Here is a 20,258-nt window from a genome sequence, read left to right on the forward strand (position 1 = left end):
GGCGACATGACCGGCATTTCGGATTTTTCCATCCTGGCCCCCGTGCCGTTGGAGCACCTGCAATCGGGGCGCACGATCGCCAGCGCCACGGGTTTTGTCGCTTTTGGATCGCGGAAGTGGGAGCTGTTTCGCAAGGTGGATGAACTGCGCGGCGGTGCGCGCGTGCCAGTCTTGATCTATCCGTCGCACGAGGATGTGGCCGCCAAGCTTAGTTTTGTCGTGTCCTGGCTCGGTTGGTATGTCGGCTGCGAGGAAAGCGGAAACGGCAAACACTCAAAGGCAATGTCGCATCGCCCGCCGACGACCGGCCAATATACGGCCGATAATCAGGGCCACTGGGCGGTGTTCTGGCACGTTTGCGATCTGCAAGAGTTGCCAGCCGGGCAGCGGATGCCGATCTCCGCCATCCAGTCCGTCAAGGGCGGCTGGCGCAAGACGGCCCCGCCGCGCGGACCTGAGCTGGTCGCCACGCCATCGACGCTGGAGGTTCCGTTGTGAGCGCGGGCCGCCAGATCGAAACCATCCTCGCCGACCCTCCTGGCTATTTTCGGTCGATTCAGGAGCGCGCCACCAAGCGCTGGGATCAGCTCGATGCCGACCCGGAACTTGCCGGACCTTGGCACCAGCTCTTCAAGCAGGTGCAGAGCCCGCGCCATATTCTGTCCGAGCTACTCCAGAACGCTGACGACGCCGGGGCCAGCGAAGCGCGGGTGTCGATCGAGAACGATCGCTTTGTGTTCGAGCACAATGGCGAGGACTTCATCGAGGCTCACTTCGCCTCGATCTGCCGGTTCGGTTATTCCAACAAGCGCGCGCTGCACACGATCGGTTTCCGTGGGATCGGGTTCAAAAGCACGTTCAGCTTGGGCGATCGGGTCGAGCTTTTCACGCCGACCCTAGCAGTCGCCTTCGAGCGCACGCGGTTCACCCAGCCGCATTGGGTCGATAGCCGTCGCCTGACATCGGGAACTACGCGCGTTGAAGTGGCGATCGCCAACCCGCTGCTGTGCCGCGAGGTGGAGAAGAATCTCGACGAGTGGCTGAAGAGTCCGGTGTCGCTGCTGTTTTTCAAGAAGATTCGCCGCCTGCGGATCGGCGACAGCGAGGTGCATTGGCAGAGTCTCGGGCCTGGCCCCGTCGCCGAGAGCGAATGGATGGCTTTGGATGAGAAAGCGGACGATCCCTTTCTCCTCGTGCGGTCAGGGGAGGAAGCCTTCCCGGCCGAAGCGCTCGATGAGATCCGCAAGGAGCGGATGCTGGGGGCCGAGGATGGCGGCGATTTTCCGCCCTGCCGCGTGGAAATCGTGCTGGGCGCGAAGGGCCGGCTCTATGTCGTGCTGCCGACCGGCGTGGAAACGACGCTACCTTTCGCCTGCAACGCGCCCTTCATCCAGGACCCCGCTCGTCTCAAGATCAAGGACCCGGAAACCTCGCCGACCAACCGCTGGCTCCTGAACCGCGCTGGAGAATTGGCCGCCAGCGCCATGATGGAGTGGCTGGAGCAGACCAAGACCAGCGCGCGGGATCGGGCAGACGCCTATGGCTTGCTGCCTGACGTCGACCGTGAGGCGGCCACGCTCGAAGGGGCGTGCGGCGCGATTGTCGAGCTGGCGTTTGACGCGGCCATCGAAGGCCGACCGATGCTTCTGACTGAAGAGGGACGACTGGTCGACGCCAAGGCCGCGATCACCGTGCCGCGGCCTGTCTTCGACATCTGGCCGGCGGACCAGGCCATGGCGCTGCTCGACGTCAAATCCCGGCCGGCGCTGTGCCAGCATGTATCGGCCAAGAACCGGACCAAGCTCGTTCACTGGGGTCTGGTCGAGGAGTTCTCGAAGTCCGATCTGCTCGAGCGCCTGCGCAGCCATCATCTGCCGCGGCCTGCGACCTGGCGGCACCTGTTGAATCTGTGGGCCTATATCGCGCCCGAGGTGACGGGTTGGCAGTGCCACGACACCGACGGCCTGCGGATCGTGCCTGTGCAGGGCAAGGAGGTGCTCTACGCGGCGTCGGAGATCGTTCGGCTCGGCGAGAAGAAGCTGCTTCAGTCGGAANNAGAGGATTGGGAGTTTCTCGCCAGCCATTTGATCGTCCTCAACCAGAACTGGACCCGGTTCCTCGCCGAGCAGCGCCGTGACAAGGCGGAGGGAGAGAACCGCAAAGACCCGGTTGAGGCGGCCTTCGCGGTGCTGGAGGAGATCGGCCTCGACGGGACGAGCGACGTCAACGCGGTGATCGAGCGGGTCGCCGCCGACTATTTCGCGGCTGGCCAACCGAAGCTCGCCGAGTGTGTCCAGCTCGCCCAGATCGCGGCCAAGCTGGGCGTCACCATTGGCGACGCCTTCCGATATGCCTGCGCCGACTTGAAACTTCGGCCGATCGGCAAGGGGGTGTTGTTCGACGAGAATGGCGCGCTCGAGGAGTTGCTGCCGGAGTCCGTCCGAAAGACGCAGCTCCTGCACGGTGATTATGTAGCGAGCTTCAAATCCTGCACGCGGGAGGATTGGCTGCGCTGGGTATCGTCGGGCCGTTCGGGGCTTCAGACGATGGCGCCGCTCGCGCAGAAGCGGACCAGCCTTTACGGACGTCAGCGCGCGGTGACGGAGGCGCAGGCGCGCGGCCAGCGTCAGGGGCTTTACTACGCCTATGTCACGGAGAGCTTCGTTCTCGATGACTGGGACTTCTCGGCCGATTACTGGCGGCATTGGGAGGCGTTGTCGAAGGCCGATCCCGGCATCTGGGCCAAGGTGGTTGGAAAGATTCTGGAACAGCGTGACATCTATTGGTCGCGGGCGTCGAGCGCTCGCCTGTTGCAGGTGGCGACAACCGGATCGACGCGAGCAGTCAGCTCGGAACCGTTGCTGGCGGACTGGTTGCTGAAGTTGCGGGCCAAGCCCTGCCTTCCCGACACCCGCAACATCATCCAGCTCCCGGCCGACGTGGTGCGCAGGACACCGGAGACGGAGGCGCTGATCGACGTCGAGCCCTTCGTGCATGGCTTGCTCGATCGGGAAACGACGCGCCCGCTGCTCGATCTTCTCGGTGTCCGCAGCACGCCGAGCGGTCCCGGACGCCTGCTCGACCGGCTGCGCGCCTTGGCGAAATCCGACAAGGCTCCGGCGCATGAGGTGGAGAAATGGTATCGTCGCCTGGATCAGATGCTCGACGGGTGCTCGACCGCTGACGCGCAAAACATCAAGAACGCCTTCAAAACCGAGAAGCTGGTCCTCGCCCAGGACGGGACTTGGGTGACGTCGGCCGGCGTTTTCCTGGCCGGGGACGAGGAGGATGTTCCCGGCGCGGCGGTCGTCCGCGCCTCCGTGCTCGACCTCAGCCTATGGCATCGTATCGGTGTCGCCGATCGCCCGTCCGCGGACCTGGCGCTGCAATGGCTTGGGACGCTGGCCTCGGGGAAAGCGCTCTCGGCCGACGACGCCCGGCGTGTTCGCACCTTGCTGGTCCGATACCCGATCCGCATCTGGGAGGAGCGCGGGCACTGGCTGAACCTCGTGGGGGAGTGGGCGCCGGTCGAAACGCTTGCCTATGGCCTCAGCATGCAGACCCTGTTCCGGTGGAGCCATCTGCACGAATGGGTCAAGCGCAAGACCGCCGATTTTCAGCGGTTGTCGGGGGAGACGGTGCAGGCGCCGCCATTCTCGGCATTGCCGGCTTTGTCGGACCTCGTGGAGGAGCATTTCAACCAGCCGTCGCTGCTGGCCGGCATCGAAGATCGCCGCGCCTGGCTGACGGCGTTCGGAACCCAACTCGGGCGGATCGAGCTTGCCGATTCCACCGAGACCGAGCGCGTGCGGGCGCTGGCAGAAGCGATCGCGGCGACGAGCTGGGTCCAGACCCCCAAGCTGGAGGTCATTCCCTATCTCGACGGCGTGCCCGCCGGAACGGCGCGGCTCACCGACATCCTGTGGCTCGACGGCAAGCTGTTCGTTAGCCCGCTATCCAAGGCCAAGCTCGCGAAGCGGGTCCCGGAAGAGATCGGCAGGAATCTGAGCGCGGACATTCGCGCGGCGCTGGCCTATGCGTTCGAGCGCTCGTCCGAGGACATCAAGGAGTATCTCGAAGAGAATTTCACCCTCGGTCCTGAGCAGATCGTCGTCGCACCGATGGCCCAGCACGTCGTCGAAGCCGACGATGATGATGGTGTCGACGTGGTTGCCGAAGACGCGCACAGCGATGGTGAGCCGGTCGCTGCGAAAGATCTCCACCCCGACGAGGATGAGCCCGAAACGCAGCCTACAGCCGCGCCCTCGGCCGGGGAGCCAGATCGAGAGCTGATCGAAACGGAGGTGGCGACCAGGCCCCGGGCCGCGCCGAAACCGCCCCGTCCGAGCGTGATGGCGCGGTTTGCATTCGCCCAAGGCTATAAGGCCGATGGCGAAGATCGCTTTTTCCATGTGGACGGAAGCTGGATCGGTCGTGGCAACGGCGCGCGCTTTCCATGGGAGCGCCGCTCGGCCAGCGGCGAGATTCTGCGGCACTACTATCCCAAAGACCATTGCCTGGAGCACGAACCGCTCCAGCTCGAAGCTGACGTCTGGGGCCTGCTGGACCAGAAGCCGGATCTCTATTCGTTCATTCTCATCAACCCGGAAGGTGGTCCCGTCGAAATGACGGGCGCCCGCCTGCGCGCTCTACGCGACGGCGGCGAACTGACCATCCATCCCGCAACGTACAGGCTTGTTTATGACCTCGACGACTAACCCCAAGAAGAAACTGATCGAGGTTGCGATCCCGCTCGAAGCGATCAACGCCGCCTCCGCACGCGAGAAGTCGATCCGGCATGGGCATCCGTCCACGCTTCATCTGTGGTGGGCACGGCGGCCGCTGGCGGCCTGCCGCGCGGTTCTGTTCGCCCAGCTTGTCGATGATCCGTCGAGCGACCTCGACAAATTCCCCACGCACGAAGCTCAAGAGGCTGAGCGCAAGCGCCTGTTCGGCATCATTGAAGAACTGGTGAAGTGGGAGAACTCGACCAACGAGGAGGTGCTGGAGCGCGCCCGCGCCGAAATCCGCAAGAGCTGCGGCGGCGAGCTACCGCCGGTCTATGATCCGTTCTCGGGCGGCGGGTCGATCCCGCTAGAGGCGCAACGTCTCGGCCTGCCCGCCTATGGGTCAGACCTGAACCCGGTCGCGGTGATGATCGGCAAGGCGATGATCGAGATTCCGCCGAAGTTCAAGGACAAGGAGCCGATCCATCCCGGCGCGAAGGACCGGCAGTTCTATCGCAATGCCGAGGGGCTCGCAGAGGACGTCAAGTGCTATGGCGAATGGGTGCGTGAAAAGGCGTGGGAGCGCATCGGGCATTTCTACCCGCAGGTGGACCTGCCGAAAGAGCACGGCGGCGGCAAAGGGACGGTGATCGCTTGGATTTGGGCACGAACGGTGCCCAGCCCTGATCCTGCCTTCTCCAACGTGGAGGTCCCGATCGCGTCGAGCTTCCTACTCAGCGCTAAGGCTGGGAAGGAAACGTGGGTAGAGCCGATTGTCGACAAACAGGCGAAGACCATCTCCTATCGCATCAGGCATGGCGGTACAAAAGCCGAACTCGCTGCTGCAAAGGAAGGAACCAAAGCAGGTCGCGGTGCGAATTTCCGCTGCCTTATGTCGGATACGGCGATCACTCCTGACTATGTGAAAAGTAATGGTCGCGCTGGCAACATGGGTCAGACGCTGATCGCGATCGTTGCGGAAGGCAATCGTGGCCGGGCGTATGTCACACCTGCCGAAGCGCACGAGAATCTGGCCTTTTCGGCAAAACCCGACTGGAAACCGGAAACCAGCCTGCCGAACGACCCACGGAATTTCTGGACTGTGGACTACGGTTTGACGACCTTCGGTGATTTGTTCACCGACCGGCAATTGGTAGCGCTGAATACCTTCAGCGATCTGGTCCAAGCGGCGCGAACGCAGATCGAAGCCGACGCATTGGTCGCCGGGCTATCTTCTGATCCGACCCCGCTGCGCGATGGTGGCATAGGCGCCAAAGCCTACGCCGAAGCTGTCAGCGTGTATTTGTCCTTTGCGATTGACCGGCTTGCGGATGCTGGCAGTTCGATCGCCACATGGTCGTCATCAGAGTTCATCCGTTTCACGTTTGCTCGGCAGGCTATCCCGATGACTTGGGATTTCGCTGAATGCAATGTCTTCAGCGATAGTACCGGAAACTATCTCGGTGCCGTCGATTGGGTCTGGAAGGCTCTCTCTGGGCTAGTTCCAAACGCGGCTGGCACTGAGATTCAGCACGACGCGCAGAATGTACGTTTGCCGAGTGGAGCGGTCGTCTCGACTGACCCGCCATACTACGACAATATCGGCTACGCGGATCTGTCGGATTACTTCTATGTTTGGCTTAGGCGTAACATTAAGGATGTTTATCCTGATCTCGGGAGCACCATTTCAGTTCCTAAAGAAGAGGAACTGGTCGCGACGCCTTATCGACACGGCGGGAAAGCGAATGCTGAGGAGCATTTCCTGACGGGTATGACGGCGGCTATATCCAGCCTTGCCCGTCAATCGTCTTCATTGTTCCCTGCGACAATCTACTATGCCTTTAAGCAAAGCGAGGTCGAGCAAGACGGACTGAGTTCGACTGGGTGGGCAACCTTCCTACAGGCTGTGATTGAAGCGGGTTACGCTATTGTTGGAACTTGGCCCGTTCGCACGGAGCGCTCAGCTCGGACAATTGCTACTGGCACCAATGCTCTCGCGAATTCGGTCGTCTTGGTGTGCCGGAAAAAGGAGAGTACGGCCGAGGTCGTCACCCGTGCCGAATTCATCCGTGCTCTGAAACGTGAATTGCCGCCGGCGATCTCAGAGCTTCAGGCGGCCACCATCGCACCAGCGGATATGCCACAATCAGCCATCGGTCCGGGCATGGGCGTATTTTCGCGTTACAAGGCCGTGCTGGAGTCGGACGACAATCCGATGAGCGTGAAAGCCGCGCTCCAACTCATCAACAAGGAACTCGACGAATATCTGGGCGGTATCCAGGGTGAGTTCGACGCGGACACCCGGTTCGCCATCACCTGGTTCGAGCAGCACGGAAACGGCAAGGGGGACTATGGTGTCGCCGACAACCTTGCCCGTGCGCGCGGTATCGCGGTCGAAAGCGTCAAGCATGCCGGGATCGTCGACAGCGCCGCTGGCAAGGTCCGCATCCTCGCGCGTGACGAACTCGACGAGGATTGGGACCCGGAAGAGGACCGACACTTGACGGTGTGGGAGTGCCTCCAGCATCTGGTCCGTCTGCACGAGAAGGACGGTATCTCCCACGACACCGCCGTGCTTTTGAAGAAGATCATCACCCAGGCCGAGGCGGTAAAAGATCTCGCCTACTGCCTCTACGACATCAGCGCCAACAAGCGGAAGGATGCGAAAGAGGCCACGGCCTATAACGCCCTGATCGCCGATTGGACCGAGCTGACGAAGGCTGCGGCGGCCATCCACGACACAAGCGGCGATCGTCAGATCCGGCTGGATATTTAAGGGGAACGGAACGTGGCAAAAAGCACGCGCCAATATGTGTTTGAGGGAATGGANACGCTGCCTGCGGCGCTGATCCCCTTCGTCGAGAAGCGTCTCGAAACCTCGCTCAAGGGGCACTGGCAAGTCCAGGTGCTGGAAAAGCTGCCAAACCTGCGCCCCAACAGCAGCGGCGAGGTCGGTTGGGACCAGGCCGCGCTGTTCAACGCCATGGATCGCTTCTGGAGCGAAGCCTTCAAGGCAGTGCTCGGCCGTGCCGAACGCTCGCTGGTCAATGAACTGGGCGATGTCCGCAACAAGCTCTCGCACAACGAGACCTTCACCTACGACGATGCCGAGCGCGCTCTCGACACCATGCGGCGCCTAATGGAGGCGATCAGCGCCGGCGAGACGGCGGAGCAGCTCGGCAAGATGCGCGACACCATCCTGCGCACGAAGTTCACCGAGCTTCAGCGGAACGAGGAGCGGCGGAAAACCCAGCGTCTCGAAATCTCGGTCGAGACCGTGGCCGGCCTGTTGCCGTGGCGCGAGGTGGTCGAGCCGCATCAGGATGTTGCCACCGGCGAATTCCAGCAGGCCGAGTTCGCAGCCGACCTCGCCAAGGTGCATTCCGGCAGCGCGCCGCCGGAATACCGCGACCCGCGTCAGTTCTTCAGCCGCACCTATCTGACGGAAGGTTTGAGCGCGCTGCTGATCGGAGCCGCGAAGCGGCTGTCCGGCACGGGCGGCGATCCGGTCGTCGAACTGCAAACCAACTTCGGGGGTGGCAAGACGCACTCGATGTTGGCGCTCTATCATATGGCGGGGCCGACGCCGGTGCAGGACCTCTCCGGCCTGGACCAGTTGCTCGAAAAGCAGGGCCTCAGCGTGCCGAAGGCCATCAACCGCGCCGTGCTCGTCGGCACATCGCGAGGGCCGCAGGACGTGCTCCATGCCGAGGGCGACCGGAAAATCCGAACAACCTGGGGTGAACTCGCCTGGCAGCTCGGCGGCGCCGATGCCTACGCGATGGTGGCGGAGAATGACGCCAGCGGTATCGCGCCAGGCTCGAACCTGCTTGAGGCGCTTTTCAAGAAGTATGCGCCGTGTCTGATCCTTATCGACGAATGGGTCGCCTATCTGCGGCAGATCTACAAAGTCGAGGGGCTGCCGTCCGGCTCGTTCGATGCGAACCTGTCCTTCGTCCAGTCGCTGACCGAGGCGGTCAAGGCTAGCCCCGGCACGCTGCTGGTCGCCTCCTTGCCGGCCTCGCAAATCGAGGTCGGCGGTGAAGGTGGTCAGGAAGCGCTTGCGCGCCTCAAGCAGACTTTCAGCCGCGTGGAGTCCTCGTGGCGGCCGGCGAGCCAGGAAGAGAGCTATGAGATCGTCCGGCGGCGGCTGTTCAAAGACATCCCCGGCGACAAGTTCCATCATCGTGATAACACGCTGAAACAGTTCGCCAAGCTTTATCGGGAGAACGCCAACGATTTCCCGCAGGGCTGCGCGGACGAAGACTATCGGCGCAAGCTGGAGAAGGCTTATCCGATCCATCCCGAGTTGTTCGACCAGCTCTACACGAGCTGGGGATCGCTCGAAAAATTCCAACGCACGCGCGGCGTGCTGCGCCTGATGGCGCAGGCCATTCACGAGCTTTGGATGAACGCCGATCCATCGGTCATGATTATGCCCGGCAGCGTGGCCGTGAGTTCGCCGCGCGTGGAGCCGGAATTGCTCCACTATCTGGACGTGAGCTGGCAAGCGATCATCGCCGGCGATGTCGATGGCACGACGTCGACACCCTATAAAGTCGATCAATCCGCGCCCAACCTGAATCGCTATTCGGCTACCCGGCGCGTCGCCCGCGCGATTTTCATGGGAACCGCGCCCACCGCCCAGCAGCAGAATACCGGCCTCGACGACAAGCAGATCAATCTTGGTGTCGTGCAGCCCGGCGAGCGTCCGGCGATCTTCGGTGATGCCCTGCGGCGACTGACCAACCAAGCCAAGTTCATGCACGCCGATCTTGGGCGCTACTGGTATTCGATGTCTGCGAGCCTCAACCGCATCGCGGCGGACAAGGCGGCGCAGATCGAGGCGGCGCTGGTCGACGTGACGATTGACGCGGAACTCGGAAAATATGTGAACGGTCTCGCTGATCGCGGGCATTTCGACGCCGTGCAGGTCGCGCCGGCCTCGTCGGCCGAAGTGCCCGATGAAGCGGGTGGTGTTCGGGCCGTCGTGCTGGGCGTCAAATATCCGCACAATGGCCGCGACGGCTCGGAAGCGCTGGTCGAAGCGAAAGACATCCTCACGCAGCGCGGGAGCACACCGCGCGTCTATCGCAACATGTTGGTATTCATCGCCGCGGAAAGCCGTCAGCTCGATCATCTGAAAGACGCCGTGCGTGCTTCCCTCGCGTGNGGGGAGATCGTCCGCGACACCGAGCGGCTGAACCTCACCCAGAGCGACAGCGCGCTAGCCAAGACGAAGTTGGCCGAAGCCAACGAGACGATGAAGACGCGCCTCAAAGAGGCATGGTGCTATCTGCACTATCCGGCCCAGGAGAGCGCGCAGGCGGATTGGGAGTGGGTGTCCGGCAAGATTCCGGCGCAGGACGGGCTGTTGGCTCGCGCCAGCAAGAAGCTGGTGGCGGAAGAGGGCTTGCTAGTCGAGTTGGGGCCATCACGTCTTGATCGTGACCTTCAAAAATACATCTGGAACGACAAGCCGCACCTGTCGCTGAAAGATCTGCGGGAATACCTGAATCGCTACATCTATCTGCCGCGCCTCAAGGGCCAGGACGTGCTGGTGAAGGCGGTACAGGCCGCCGTGAGCGGGATGCTCCCCGGTCCCTTCGCCTATGCCGAACGGTGGGACGAAAAGTCGGACAGCTATCTGGGGCTGGCGATCGAACGTGCGGCAAACGCCGTGGTCGTGATCGACAGCGACAGTGTCATTGTGAAACCGGATGTGGCCGAGGCGCATCGTCCAGCGCCGGTGCAACCTGGCCAGGGTGACACGCCTGCTGGTTCTGGCGATGGCGCGCCACCCTCGGATGGACAGCCTTCAGAAAGCGGTGCGACCACATCTCCAGGGGAAAAGAAGCCGACACGCTTCACTGGGGCCGTGATGATCTCGCCGGAGCGGCCAGCCCGCGACATCCATCAGATTGTGGAAGCGATCGTTGAACAGCTTACGACGCTGCCCGGCAGTCAAGTGAGGCTCAGACTCGAGATCGAGGCGGACGTGCCCGGCGGTTTGGAGCGCGCCAAGGTACGGACGTTGGTGGAGAACGCCAATACACTCGGATTTATAGAAAAATCTGTGGAATGAGGTGTTGAATTTTTTGCCGTAAATGACCGTGCAGATTGAAACTATACTTATTCAGATACGGGGAACCATGGTGAGGTAAGGTGCTATTCGGCAAACTTGGAGAAAGGTGGCTCCAGTATGATCGAGTTGCGCCATATCCATTATTTTGTCGCAGCCGTAGAGCAGGGTAGCTTTCGCAAAGCGGCGAGGCTCTTGAATATTCAGGAGTCTGCGGTGAGCCGGCGCATCCGAGATCTCGAAGATCGGCTTGGAGCCTCCCTGTTTCACCGCCATTCCGGCGGCGTGGCTCTTACAGTGGCGGGGCAGCGCTTCCTTCGCCGTGTCCGCATCGCTCTCCAGCAGATCGAGGATGGCATTAATGATGTCGCTGCGATCGGCCGATCCGAGGATGGCATGGTCAAGATCGGCATCTTCTCATCGCTGGCATCCGGTTTCATGTTCGATCTGCTGAAGACGTTCGACGAGAAGCATCCACGGGTGTCAGTCGAGCTGATCGAGGGCAATCCGGCGGTTCATGTTGCCGCAATCCGCCAGCTTCAACTCGACGTGGCGCTCATAACCGGCACAGGCGATTGGCCCGGCTGCGAAACCGAACAACTTTGGACGGAAGGGGTATTCGCCGTCCTGCCAACCGAGCACGGCCTTGCGAAGAAGCAGAAGGTGCGCTGGCGCGATCTTGCCGAAGAGACCTTCATCGTCAGCGATGGGGCGCCGGGGCCGGAAATCCGCGACTATCTGGTCCAGCGTCTTGCAGACCTCGGCCGCCATCCGAACATCCACCCTCAATATGTCGGGCGTGATGTCCTTTTATCGATGGTCGCCGTCGGGCGCGGGCTCACTGTGGTCAGCGAGGCGGCGACAGGGGCGCAGTTTCCCGGCATCGTCTATCGGCAGATCGTGGATGAGGTCTTGCCCTTCAGTGCGATATGGTCGCGCAAGAACGATAACCCGGCATGCCGGAGGTTTCTCAGCCTTGCCCGAACATTGTCACGATCAGCAAGCGCGGCAATCACGCGGTTGAATGGGGCGTCGGAGACGACTGCCTCGCCTTCGCAAAGCCTCGATCTGTCGCCATGAAGCGCTCCAGCATGGGAACGATCAGGCGCACCGGATCGGCAGCTGGCTGTCCGGCCTCGCGGCCGAGGATTTCCGCGTAGGCGGTGAGATCCCGATGGAGCCTGGCGGGCAGCTCAAGCGTGATCTTGACCGGCTTGTCGTCAGTGATCGGACCAAGTTTCAGCTTCGCCATATCAGCCTCTGTAGGGTTCGAGCACCAGGTCGCGCGTAACGATGACGCGGACAGGAAAGCCGGGCCGGATAGTGAGTGTCGGCGCGATGTTGAGCTGGCGCTGGACGATCTGTTGGCCGGTCTGGCTGATGCTGTCAGAGGCGCCGTTGCGCAGAGCGCGCACGATGTCGCTTTCCTGCCCGGATGAGCCCGCCTCGGCGCCGACGCTGAGCAAGGTCGACAGCGCTGCGGCCTTGAACAGTTCACTCCAATGGTAATCGACGCCATCCTCAAGCCCGGCATAGCCTTCGGCGTCTGCGCCTGGCTGGCGCTCGAGAACGATGCTGCGGCCGTTCGGGAAGATCAGCCGGTTCCAGACCAGCAGGATGCGGCGCTGGCCGAAGCCGACGCCGCTGTCATATTGCCCGATGACGCGCGTGCCCTGTGGGATCAGCAGGATGCGCCCGGTCGGGCTGTCGTAAATGTTTTCCGTCACCTGCGCGGTGATCTGGCCGGGAAGGTCNNGAGCGCGGATGCCGGTGATGAGCGCCGCCGAGATCACCGCGCCGGCCTGAAGGACATTGGCCGATGCGGGGGCCGCGATCCGATCGGGCGAGACGGTACGCTTGTCGGGCGTCTGGTTGAGGAACGCGAGCTGGCGGTCCTGTGCCGAAGGCGTCGCCGGCTGTGGTGCGAGGCCGAGGCTGGTGAGGTCTGTGGCGGGTGTGGCTGCCGGCGCCGCCGTCGGCGTGCTGGCGGGTCTTGTCTCCGTGGTTGAAAACAGACGTGCAGTGCGCGCCGCCTCCAGTTCCTGTGCCCGGCGCTGTTCCTCCGGGCTGGGGCCGGCGGGCGCCGGGTTTGCTATGCCGGGTGTCGGAACCAGTTGGCCGCCGTTCTGCGCGTTGAGGATCGGTCGGCCGAGATCGCCGGGGAGCGGCGGGCCGAGTCTCGGAACCGCGGTATAGTCCCTCGGCAGACCGTTCAGGCCGTCCGGCGTGGTGCGGTTGTCGGTGGAATAGAGTTCCTGCCCCTGATTGCCGCCGTTGCGTGTCTGGAGCGCATAGACCAGCGCTCCGCCGACGCCGAGGCTGGCGACCAGGCCGAGACCGGCCAGCACCTTGCGCGACAGGCGGGTGACGCGCGGCGGTTCGGGCCGCAGCCGCATCGGCGCGGCCGGGTCGCCCTTGAGCGGCTGACTGTCATTTTCGTCTGCCGCCTCCGGCCTCGGCGCCCTATCGAGCGCCTGTCCTTCGTCCTTTTCGGGACCGCGTTCGTCGTTCACGATGCCGGCCTCCCATCGGTGCGGGAGATACGCACGCGCTTCTGGTTCTTACCTGCGCCGAAGCGCAGCTCGGCGGCGGCGAACAGTCGGTCCACGATCATGTAGTTGCCGCGCACGCGGTAGTTCACCAGCTCGGACGTGTTGCCCTCCGGCCCGACCACGAACAGTGGTGGCATCTCGCCCTGGCCGATGCCGCGCGGGAACTCGATAAAGACCTGCTTGCCATCGTCGAAAGCGCGCAGCGGCCGCCAAGGCGCACGGTCGCCTGACACCTCATAGCGGAAGTTGACGCGCGACAGGTCGATGCCGTTGGAAACCGGCTGCGCGGCCTGCGCGTCGGCATTCTGCCGCCGGAGCGCGATGAGCTGGTCCTGCGGATATTGCCAGGAAACCGAGGCCATATAGGTCGAAGGCGTCGAGCGCAGTTCCATGTGGTAGGTGCGACGGTCGGTGTTGATGATGAGATTGGTCAGCAGATCGGGCCGCGTCGGCTTGACGAGGATGTGGATTTGTTTGCCCGCCCCCGTGCCACTCTCGGTATCTCCGATGATCCAGCGCACCGTATCGCCGGCGGCGACGGGGCCGACGCCGACGAACTGCTCGCCGGGCTGGAGCGCGATGTCGGTGATCTGCCCCGGTGAGGCATAGACCTGATAAAGCGCGCCATCGACGAAGGGATAGACCTGCATCGAGTTGATGAAGCCATCGCGGACGGGCTGAACACGCGCGGCGGCGTTGGCCTGGTTGACGCGCACGGTCGNGATCGGCAGCTTCGGGGACGGGCTTGCCGTCCTTACCGACCGGTTTCAACTGGCCGGGAAGTGGCAAGGGCCTGGGCAGCTCCACCACCTGTACGGNNGCCTGGGCGGCTCGGTCGCCTGTACGGCGGGGATGGCGTTGTCATAGGCGATTTCCGGGGGCGGTGTGTTGGTGGCGCAACCGGAGAGCGCAGACGTGCAGAGCAGCAGAAGCGGCAAGCCGGATTTACGGAAAGCCGGACGCCCTGCACTCCAGGGGGCGGCTTTGTGGAGTGCTGGCGTCATTGNTCCAAGCTCCTTCGACCAGTTGATTGCGTTGACGTAGATCCCGAGCGGGTTCTTCTTCAGCGTGTCGGCGTCGCGCGGGGTCTGCACGGCGACGGTGAGGATGGCGGACCAGCGTTCGGTCGAGGCGAGAGAGCCGTCCTGATAGCGGCGCTCGATCCAGGCGATGCGGAAGCTCGATGGCGAGGCGCGGATGACCGACGACACCTCGATCGCGACCTGTTGTTTGCCGACCTTGGCGAAGGGATCGTTCGACCGGGCGTAGTCGTTGAGCGCCAGCGCACCGCCCTGCGTAGTGAAGTCGTAGGCGCGCAGCCAGTTCTGGCGCACGATGATCGCATCGGCCGGGATCGAGCGGACCTGCTCGATGAACCGCGCGAGATAGAAGGCGATCTGTGGGTCGTTCGGTTGATAGTCGGCCGTCGCCGGCGCCACGGCCTGCGCCTGGCCGAGCCGGTCGACCTGCACCACCCAGGGTACGATCGAGCCATTGGCGGATTGCCAGACCAGCGCGGCGGCAAGGCCCATCGACAGCGCCAGCGAGCCGAAGGCCATGAAGCGCCAGTTGCGGGCCTGCACACGGGCGGAGCCGATACGCTCGTCCCAGACCTGGGCGGCGCGCTGATAGGGCGTCTCAGGCTCGGGTGATTTGCCGTAATGGGTGGCCGGTCGTTTGAACATGGTCAGTCGCTTTCGGAAAGGTTGACGGAAGAGCCGCCGCCGTGGCTATCGCCGCCGCGAACGGCGTGAGCGGCGGCCTGGACGCCGTGTGTCATCTGCTGCGAGCGCTTCATGCGCTTGGCCCAGGCCGGCGGCCCGTCTGCGGAGGAAGATGAGGTCGAGGACGCACCTTCGGCCTCGCCGCCGACGGTCCCGGCGGTCGATGACCCGCCGGTTGCGCTGAAGGCGGTGCGCGCGCCGGATCGGTAGCTCTGCTTCAGGCTGTCAGCGGCGCGGCCAGCCGCGCGTTTGAGCGGGGAGGCGGCGGCTTGCGCGCCGGCGCTGGCGACATTGCCGAGGCCGGAGGCGACGGCGGCGGCGCCGGATTCCCCGGCTGCGCCAAGGCTGTAGGCGGTCGATGCGCCGCCAGCCAATGCGGCTCCACCACGAGCAGCGGCGGCCGCGCCACCGGCCAGGGCTGTGCCGCCGGAAGCGACGGCGCCCACTGCGGCAGCGCCGGCCGCGACCGCGCCGCCTGCGGCCAGGCCGGTGCCGATCGCCGCGCCAGCGCCGAGCTGCGGCCCGCCGGAGACGAGGCCATTGGCGATACCGGGACCGAAGATACCGAGGCCAAGCAGCGACAGGGCGGCGAGCACGATCGCCATCGCATCGTCGATCGACGGCGTGGCGCCGCCGAAGCCCGCGGTGAACTCGGAGAACAGGGTCGAACCGATGCCGATAATAACGGCGAGCACCAGCACCTTGATGCCCGACGAAATTACATTGCCGAGCACCCGTTCGGCCATGAAGGCGGATTTACCGAACAGGCCAAAGGGGATCAGCACGAAGCCGGCGAGCGTTGTCAGCTTGAACTCGATCAGGGTGATGAAGAGCTGGATGGCGAGAACGAAGAAGGCGAGCAGCACCAGCACCCAGGCGAACAACATGCAGACGATCTGGATGAAGTTCTCGAAGAACGACCAGTAGCCCATCAGGCTGGAGATGGAGTCGAGCAGCGGTCGTCCGGCGTCGAGGCCGGTCTGCGCCACCTTTCCGGGGCGCAGCAGGTCGGTGACGGTGAAGCTCGTGCCGGACGCCTTCAGGCCCAGGCCGGCGAAGCTCTCGAAGACGATGCGGGCGAGGTTGTTCCAGTTGCCGATGATGTAGGCGAAGACACCGACGAACAGCGTCTTCTTCACCAGCCGGGCGATGATGTTCTCATCCGCGCCCCAGCTCCAGAATAGGGCGGCGAGCGTCACGTCGATGACGATCAGCGTTGTGGCGATGAAGCCGACTTCCGGTTGCAGGAGGCCGAAGCCGCCGTCGATGTAGCGGGTGAAGACCTCGAGGAAATGGTCGATGACGCCGGTGCCGCCCACGATCAGCGTGCCTCCGGTTGAGCCGGTTCCACCTGAATGGTGGGCGCGGCGCTGCCAGGAGCCGTATCGGCGGGCGTGTTCGGGAACAGTGTGGCCCGACCGGACGGCGCTGTCGCCGGCGCGGGTTTCCCAAGGAAGCGCTGACGGCTCTCAGCCCAGGCGCGCAGACAGGACGGATCGCGCGGCCCGGCTTCGCCCATGCCGCTGCACCGCGCCAGTTCCGCATCGAGCGGATCTCGCTCCGTGATGGAACGCATCTGCGTCGTCGGGCTGTTCTGCCGGTCGTCCTTGCGGGTCATTTCGATCGCGGTCGCCGTCACCGCGATCGCGACGAAAACGACAGCGCCGAGGCGCGCGAGGGTCTTGCCGTCCATCGCCTTGCCCTCAATTGCCGTGGAACATCTGCGCGTTGCCGGGCTGATAGCCGGTGCCCGGCGTCAGGAAGCGGCGGCGCTGCTCGCGGCCTTGTTCGGCGGCTGCGGCCTGTTCCGCAGATTGCAGCGCCTGCGCCCGACCGTTGGCGGTGACGACGGCGGTGAGATCGGCGAGCTGCTGCGCCTGAAGGGCGAGAAGCTGATTGCCGGCCTGGGTGGCTTGAAGCGCGCCGGCTGCCGACTGGCTGGCGCCGACCAGTGCAGACATCTGCGTGCGGTTGGTGTCGATGTTACCGACGACGGTGGCCTGCACGCGCATGGCGTCCTGCAAGCCGCCGACTGTATTCTGCCAGCGAGCCTTGGCGTCGGCGATCAGTTGCGTATTCGACGCCGACATCGACACATTGGCGTATTTGGTCTGGAACGCCTGATCGATCTGCTGGACGTCGTAGGCGATGTTCTGCGCCTGCTGGAGCAGTTGTTGGGTGCGCTGCACCGATTGCTGAAGCTGTTGCAGCGACGAATAAGGCAGGCTGGCGAGATTACGGGCCTGATTGATGAGCATCTGCGCTTCGTTCTGAAGCGAGGTGATCTGATTGGTGATCTGCTGAAGGCTGCGCGCGGCCGTCAGCACGTTCTGCACATAGTTCGTCGGGTCATAGACGATCCATTGCGCCTGCGCCGGCGCAGCCCACATCGGGGCGAGAACGACAGGGGTGACGAGCAGCGCGGCGGCGAGCCGCGCCGCGCGGGAGCGCGGCAAGGTCATGGCAGTTTCTCCGTTGTGGTGTGTTGGGATGAGGTCGGCCGCCCAGCCGAGATCGCGGTGGCGGAGCCAAGCGGTGAGGAAGCCCGCCTGACCATGTTCGGCGAACAGCCGTGCGATCGCGGTCTGGTCGGTTTTGGAAGACGCGGCGCAGAGCGCTAGGGCGACGTCCGACAGCCCCAACTCGAACAGGCGGTTGCCGCGCCGGGACTGGCAGTAATAGTCGCGCTTGGGCATGGCCCGCGCGATGATCTCGATCTGCCGGTCGTTAAGACCGAAGCGGCGATAGATCGCGGTGATCTGCGGCTCGATGGCTCGCTCGTTCGGCAACAGGAGCCGGGTCTGGCAGCTCTCGATGATCGCAGGCGCGATCGCCGAGCCGTCGATGTCGGACAGCGACTGCGTAGCGAAGATGACGCTGGCGTTCTTCTTGCGGAGGGTCTTCAGCCACTCGCGGAGCTGGCTGGCGAAGCCTTCGTCGTCGAGCGCCAGCCAGCCCTCGTCGATGATGAGAAGGGTCGGCGATCCGTCGAGGCGGTCTTCGATGCGGTGGAACAGATAGGAGAGCACGGCGGGCGCGGCGCCGGTGCCGATCAGCCCTTCGGTCTCGAACGCCTGCACGGTTGCGGTGCCGAGATGCTCACGCTCGGCGTCGAGCAGCCGTCCGTAGGGACCGCCGATGCAATAGGCGCGCAGCGCCTGCTTCAGATCGTTGGACTGGAGCAGGACGCAAAGGCCGGTGATGGTGCGTTCCTCGACCGGCGCCGAGGCCAGCGAAGTCAGCGCCGTCCAGATGTGTTCCTTCACCTCCGGCGTGATGGCGACGCCTTCGCGTGTCAGGATGGCCACGATCCAGTCGGCCGCCCACGCGCGCTCGGGAACATCGTTGATGCCGGCCAGTGGCTGGAGGCTGACCGAGGCTTCCGCTCCATCGGACAGATCGCCACCGAGGTCGTGCCAGTCGCCGCCCATGGCGAGTGCCGCGGCCCGGATCGAGCCGCCGAAATCGAAGGCGAAGACCTGTGCTTGGCGGTAGCGCCGGAACTGCAAGGCCATCAGCGCCAACAACACGGACTTGCCGGCGCCGGTCGGGCCGACGATCAGCGTATGTCCGACATCGCCGACGTGAAGCGAAAACCGGAATGGGGTGGAGCCTTCGGTCTTGCCGAAGAGCAGTGGCGGTGCTGCAAAATGCTCGTCCCGTTCCGGCCCCGCCCACACCGCCGAGAGCGGAATCATGTGAGCGAGATTGAGGGTGGAAACCGGCGGCTGCCGGACATTGGCATAGACATGCCCTGGCAGGCTGCCGAGCCAGGCGTCCACCGCGTTGATGGTCTCGGCCATCACCGTGAAGTCGCGGCCCTGAATGACCTTCTCGACCAGGCGCAGCTTCTCGTCAGCGGTGCGCGGATCGGCGTCCCACACCGTCACCGTCGCGGTGACATAGGCGATACCGGCATAGTCGGCGCCGAGTTCCTGTAGCGCGAGATCGGCGTCCGCGGCCTTGTTCGACGCATCGGTGTCCACGAGAACGGACGCCTCGTTGGTCATCACCTCCTTGAGGATCGCCGCGACGGATTTGCGCTTGGCGAACCATTGCCGCCGGATCTTGGTCAGCAGCTTTGTCGCGTCGGTTTTGTCGAGCAGGATCGCGCGGGTGCTCCACCGATAGGGAAAGGCGAGCCGATTCAGCTCGTCGAGCAGGCCGGGCGTGGTCGCAGTGGGGAAACCGGTGACGGTGAGCACGCGCAAGTGCGATTGTCCGAGGCGAGGCTCCAGCCCGCCGGTCAGCGGCTGGTCGGCCAGCAGCGCGTCGAGATAAATCGGGGTTTCGGGCACCCGGACGCGGTGCCGGTGCGTGGAAACGCAGCCATGCAGATAGGTCAGCGTCTCGCCGTCATCGAGCCAGCGGCATTCCGGCATGAAGGCTTCGACCAGGCGCAGCAGCCGGTCGGTGCGGTCGGTGAAACCGCCCATCGCTTCGTGCGGATCGAGCCCCTTCTGGTCACGGCCCTCATAGAGCCAGCTTTCGGCGCGAGCCGCGTCTTCGGCCGGCGGCAGGTAGGTGAAGGTCAGGAAGTAGCTGGACTCGAAATGCGCCCCGGCCTCCTCGAAGTCAGCCTTGCGCTCGGCGTCGACCAGGGCGGAAGCGGCATCGGGAAAACTGCTGTCGGGATAGCGGTTCGAGGGATGGCGCTGCGCCTCGACAAAGATCGCCCAACCCGAGCCGAGGCGGCGGAAAGCGTTGTTGAGGCGACCGGCGACGGCGACCAGTTCAGCCGGCACCGCGGAATCGAGATCCGGCCCCCGGAACCTCGCCGTGCGTTGAAAGCTGCCATCCTTGTTGAGCACGACGCCGGTGCCGACGAGCGCCGCCCAGGGCAGGAAATCGGCGAGCCGGGTGTTCTTGTTGCGATATTCGGCGAGGTTCATCATCGTAGCGCGCTCCTTAAACCGAGAGGTGCGCGGGGATGCGCAAGTGTCGGCGGCCGACATCGACGAACAGCGGATCGCGTTTGGCCGCCCACACCGCCGCGAAATGGCCGATGGCCCAGACGATGAGGCCGACCAGCCAGAGGCGCAGGCCCAAGCCGAGCGCACCGGCCAGCGTGCCGTTCATGATGGCGATGGCGCGCGGAGCGCCGCCGAGCAGGATCGGCTCGGACAGTGCTCTGTGAACCGCCACGGTGAAGCCCGGCACGTCGTCGGCCACC

13 protein-coding genes are annotated in these 20,258 nt (G+C 64.1%); 5 read left to right on the forward strand and 8 right to left on the reverse strand.

What is annotated here, in order from left to right; translation table 11 throughout:
- Positions 1–6 precede the first annotated feature (6 nt).
- From HQ394_RS12685 to HQ394_RS12705, 5 genes are all read left to right on the forward strand, one after another.
- The gene (locus HQ394_RS12685) at positions 7–498 is read left to right on the forward strand and encodes a hypothetical protein (RefSeq protein WP_012114970.1); all 492 of its coding nucleotides are present in this window, start codon (positions 7–9) and stop codon (positions 496–498) included.
- Positions 499–638: 140 nt separating this feature from the next.
- On the forward strand, positions 639–4,718 hold the full coding sequence (locus HQ394_RS21210) for a sacsin N-terminal ATP-binding-like domain-containing protein (RefSeq protein WP_456151605.1): 4,080 nt from the start codon (positions 639–641) through the stop codon (positions 4,716–4,718).
- Positions 4,702–7,503 (forward strand): DUF1156 domain-containing protein, encoded by a 2,802-nt coding sequence (locus HQ394_RS12695; protein ID WP_012114972.1) that lies wholly within the window; start codon positions 4,702–4,704, stop codon positions 7,501–7,503. The genes HQ394_RS21210 and HQ394_RS12695 overlap by 17 nt, the downstream gene beginning before the upstream one ends.
- 48 nt (positions 7,504–7,551) lie before the next feature.
- Positions 7,552–10,812 (forward strand): DUF499 domain-containing protein, encoded by a 3,261-nt coding sequence (locus HQ394_RS12700; protein WP_456151606.1) that lies wholly within the window; start codon positions 7,552–7,554, stop codon positions 10,810–10,812.
- Positions 10,813–10,929: 117 nt separating this feature from the next.
- Positions 10,930–11,889, forward strand: a complete 960-nt coding sequence (locus HQ394_RS12705; protein WP_012114974.1) for a LysR family transcriptional regulator — start codon at positions 10,930–10,932, stop codon at positions 11,887–11,889.
- On the opposite strand, the gene HQ394_RS12710 is transcribed toward HQ394_RS12705, so the two are convergent.
- The 8 genes from HQ394_RS12710 to HQ394_RS12745 form a co-directional block, all read right to left on the reverse strand.
- Entirely contained in the window at positions 11,822–12,061 is a 240-nt protein-coding gene (locus HQ394_RS12710) for a DUF2274 domain-containing protein (RefSeq protein WP_081437066.1), read from the reverse strand. The genes HQ394_RS12705 and HQ394_RS12710 overlap by 68 nt on opposite strands.
- A 1-nt stretch (position 12,062) precedes the next feature.
- Positions 12,063–13,205, reverse strand: a complete 1,143-nt coding sequence (locus HQ394_RS12715) for a TrbI/VirB10 family protein (RefSeq protein WP_223292101.1) — start codon at positions 13,203–13,205, stop codon at positions 12,063–12,065.
- Positions 13,206–13,318: 113 nt separating this feature from the next.
- Entirely contained in the window at positions 13,319–14,077 is a 759-nt protein-coding gene (gene trbG / locus HQ394_RS12720) for a P-type conjugative transfer protein TrbG (protein WP_456151427.1), read from the reverse strand.
- Between the two features lie 51 nt (positions 14,078–14,128).
- Positions 14,129–15,046 carry a conjugal transfer protein TrbF gene (gene trbF / locus HQ394_RS12725; protein ID WP_456151428.1) on the reverse strand — a complete coding sequence of 306 codons (918 nt, stop codon included), beginning with the start codon at positions 15,044–15,046 and terminating at the stop codon, positions 14,129–14,131.
- A 2-nt stretch (positions 15,047–15,048) separates the two neighbouring features.
- Positions 15,049–16,404: a P-type conjugative transfer protein TrbL gene (trbL, locus tag HQ394_RS12730; protein ID WP_012114978.1), complete on the reverse strand. Its 1,356-nt coding sequence runs from the start codon at positions 16,402–16,404 to the stop codon at positions 15,049–15,051.
- A gap of 2 nt (positions 16,405–16,406) precedes the next feature.
- A complete protein-coding gene (gene trbK-alt, locus HQ394_RS12735; protein ID WP_012114979.1) occupies positions 16,407–16,778 on the reverse strand; it encodes a putative entry exclusion protein TrbK-alt in 372 nt (123 codons plus the stop codon).
- 10 nt (positions 16,779–16,788) lie between these two features.
- The gene (trbE, locus tag HQ394_RS12740; protein WP_190260572.1) at positions 16,789–19,980 is read right to left on the reverse strand and encodes a conjugal transfer protein TrbE; all 3,192 of its coding nucleotides are present in this window, start codon (positions 19,978–19,980) and stop codon (positions 16,789–16,791) included.
- Positions 19,981–19,993: 13 nt separating this feature from the next.
- Entirely contained in the window at positions 19,994–20,257 is a 264-nt protein-coding gene (locus HQ394_RS12745) for a VirB3 family type IV secretion system protein (protein WP_190260573.1), read from the reverse strand.
- Position 20,258: the final 1 nt, after the last annotated feature.

This window comes from Defluviicoccus vanus, from assembly GCF_014672695.1.
Lineage (GTDB): Bacteria > Pseudomonadota > Alphaproteobacteria > Rhodospirillales > Defluviicoccaceae > Defluviicoccus > Defluviicoccus vanus.

Bases quoted from the DNA above. Each gene is read 5' to 3' on its own strand.
- HQ394_RS12685 (WP_012114970.1), top strand. From the start codon at position 7: ATGACCGGCATTTCGGATTTTTCCATCCTGGCCCCCGTGCCGTTGGAG.
- HQ394_RS12695 (WP_012114972.1), top strand. From the start codon at position 4,702: ATGACCTCGACGACTAACCCCAAGAAGAAACTGATCGAGGTTGCGATC.
- HQ394_RS12705 (WP_012114974.1), top strand. From the start codon at position 10,930: ATGATCGAGTTGCGCCATATCCATTATTTTGTCGCAGCCGTAGAGCAG.
- HQ394_RS12710 (WP_081437066.1), bottom strand. From the start codon at position 12,061: ATGGCGAAGCTGAAACTTGGTCCGATCACTGACGACAAGCCGGTCAAG.
- trbK-alt (WP_012114979.1), bottom strand. From the start codon at position 16,778: ATGGACGGCAAGACCCTCGCGCGCCTCGGCGCTGTCGTTTTCGTCGCG.
- trbE (WP_190260572.1), bottom strand. From the start codon at position 19,980: ATGATGAACCTCGCCGAATATCGCAACAAGAACACCCGGCTCGCCGAT.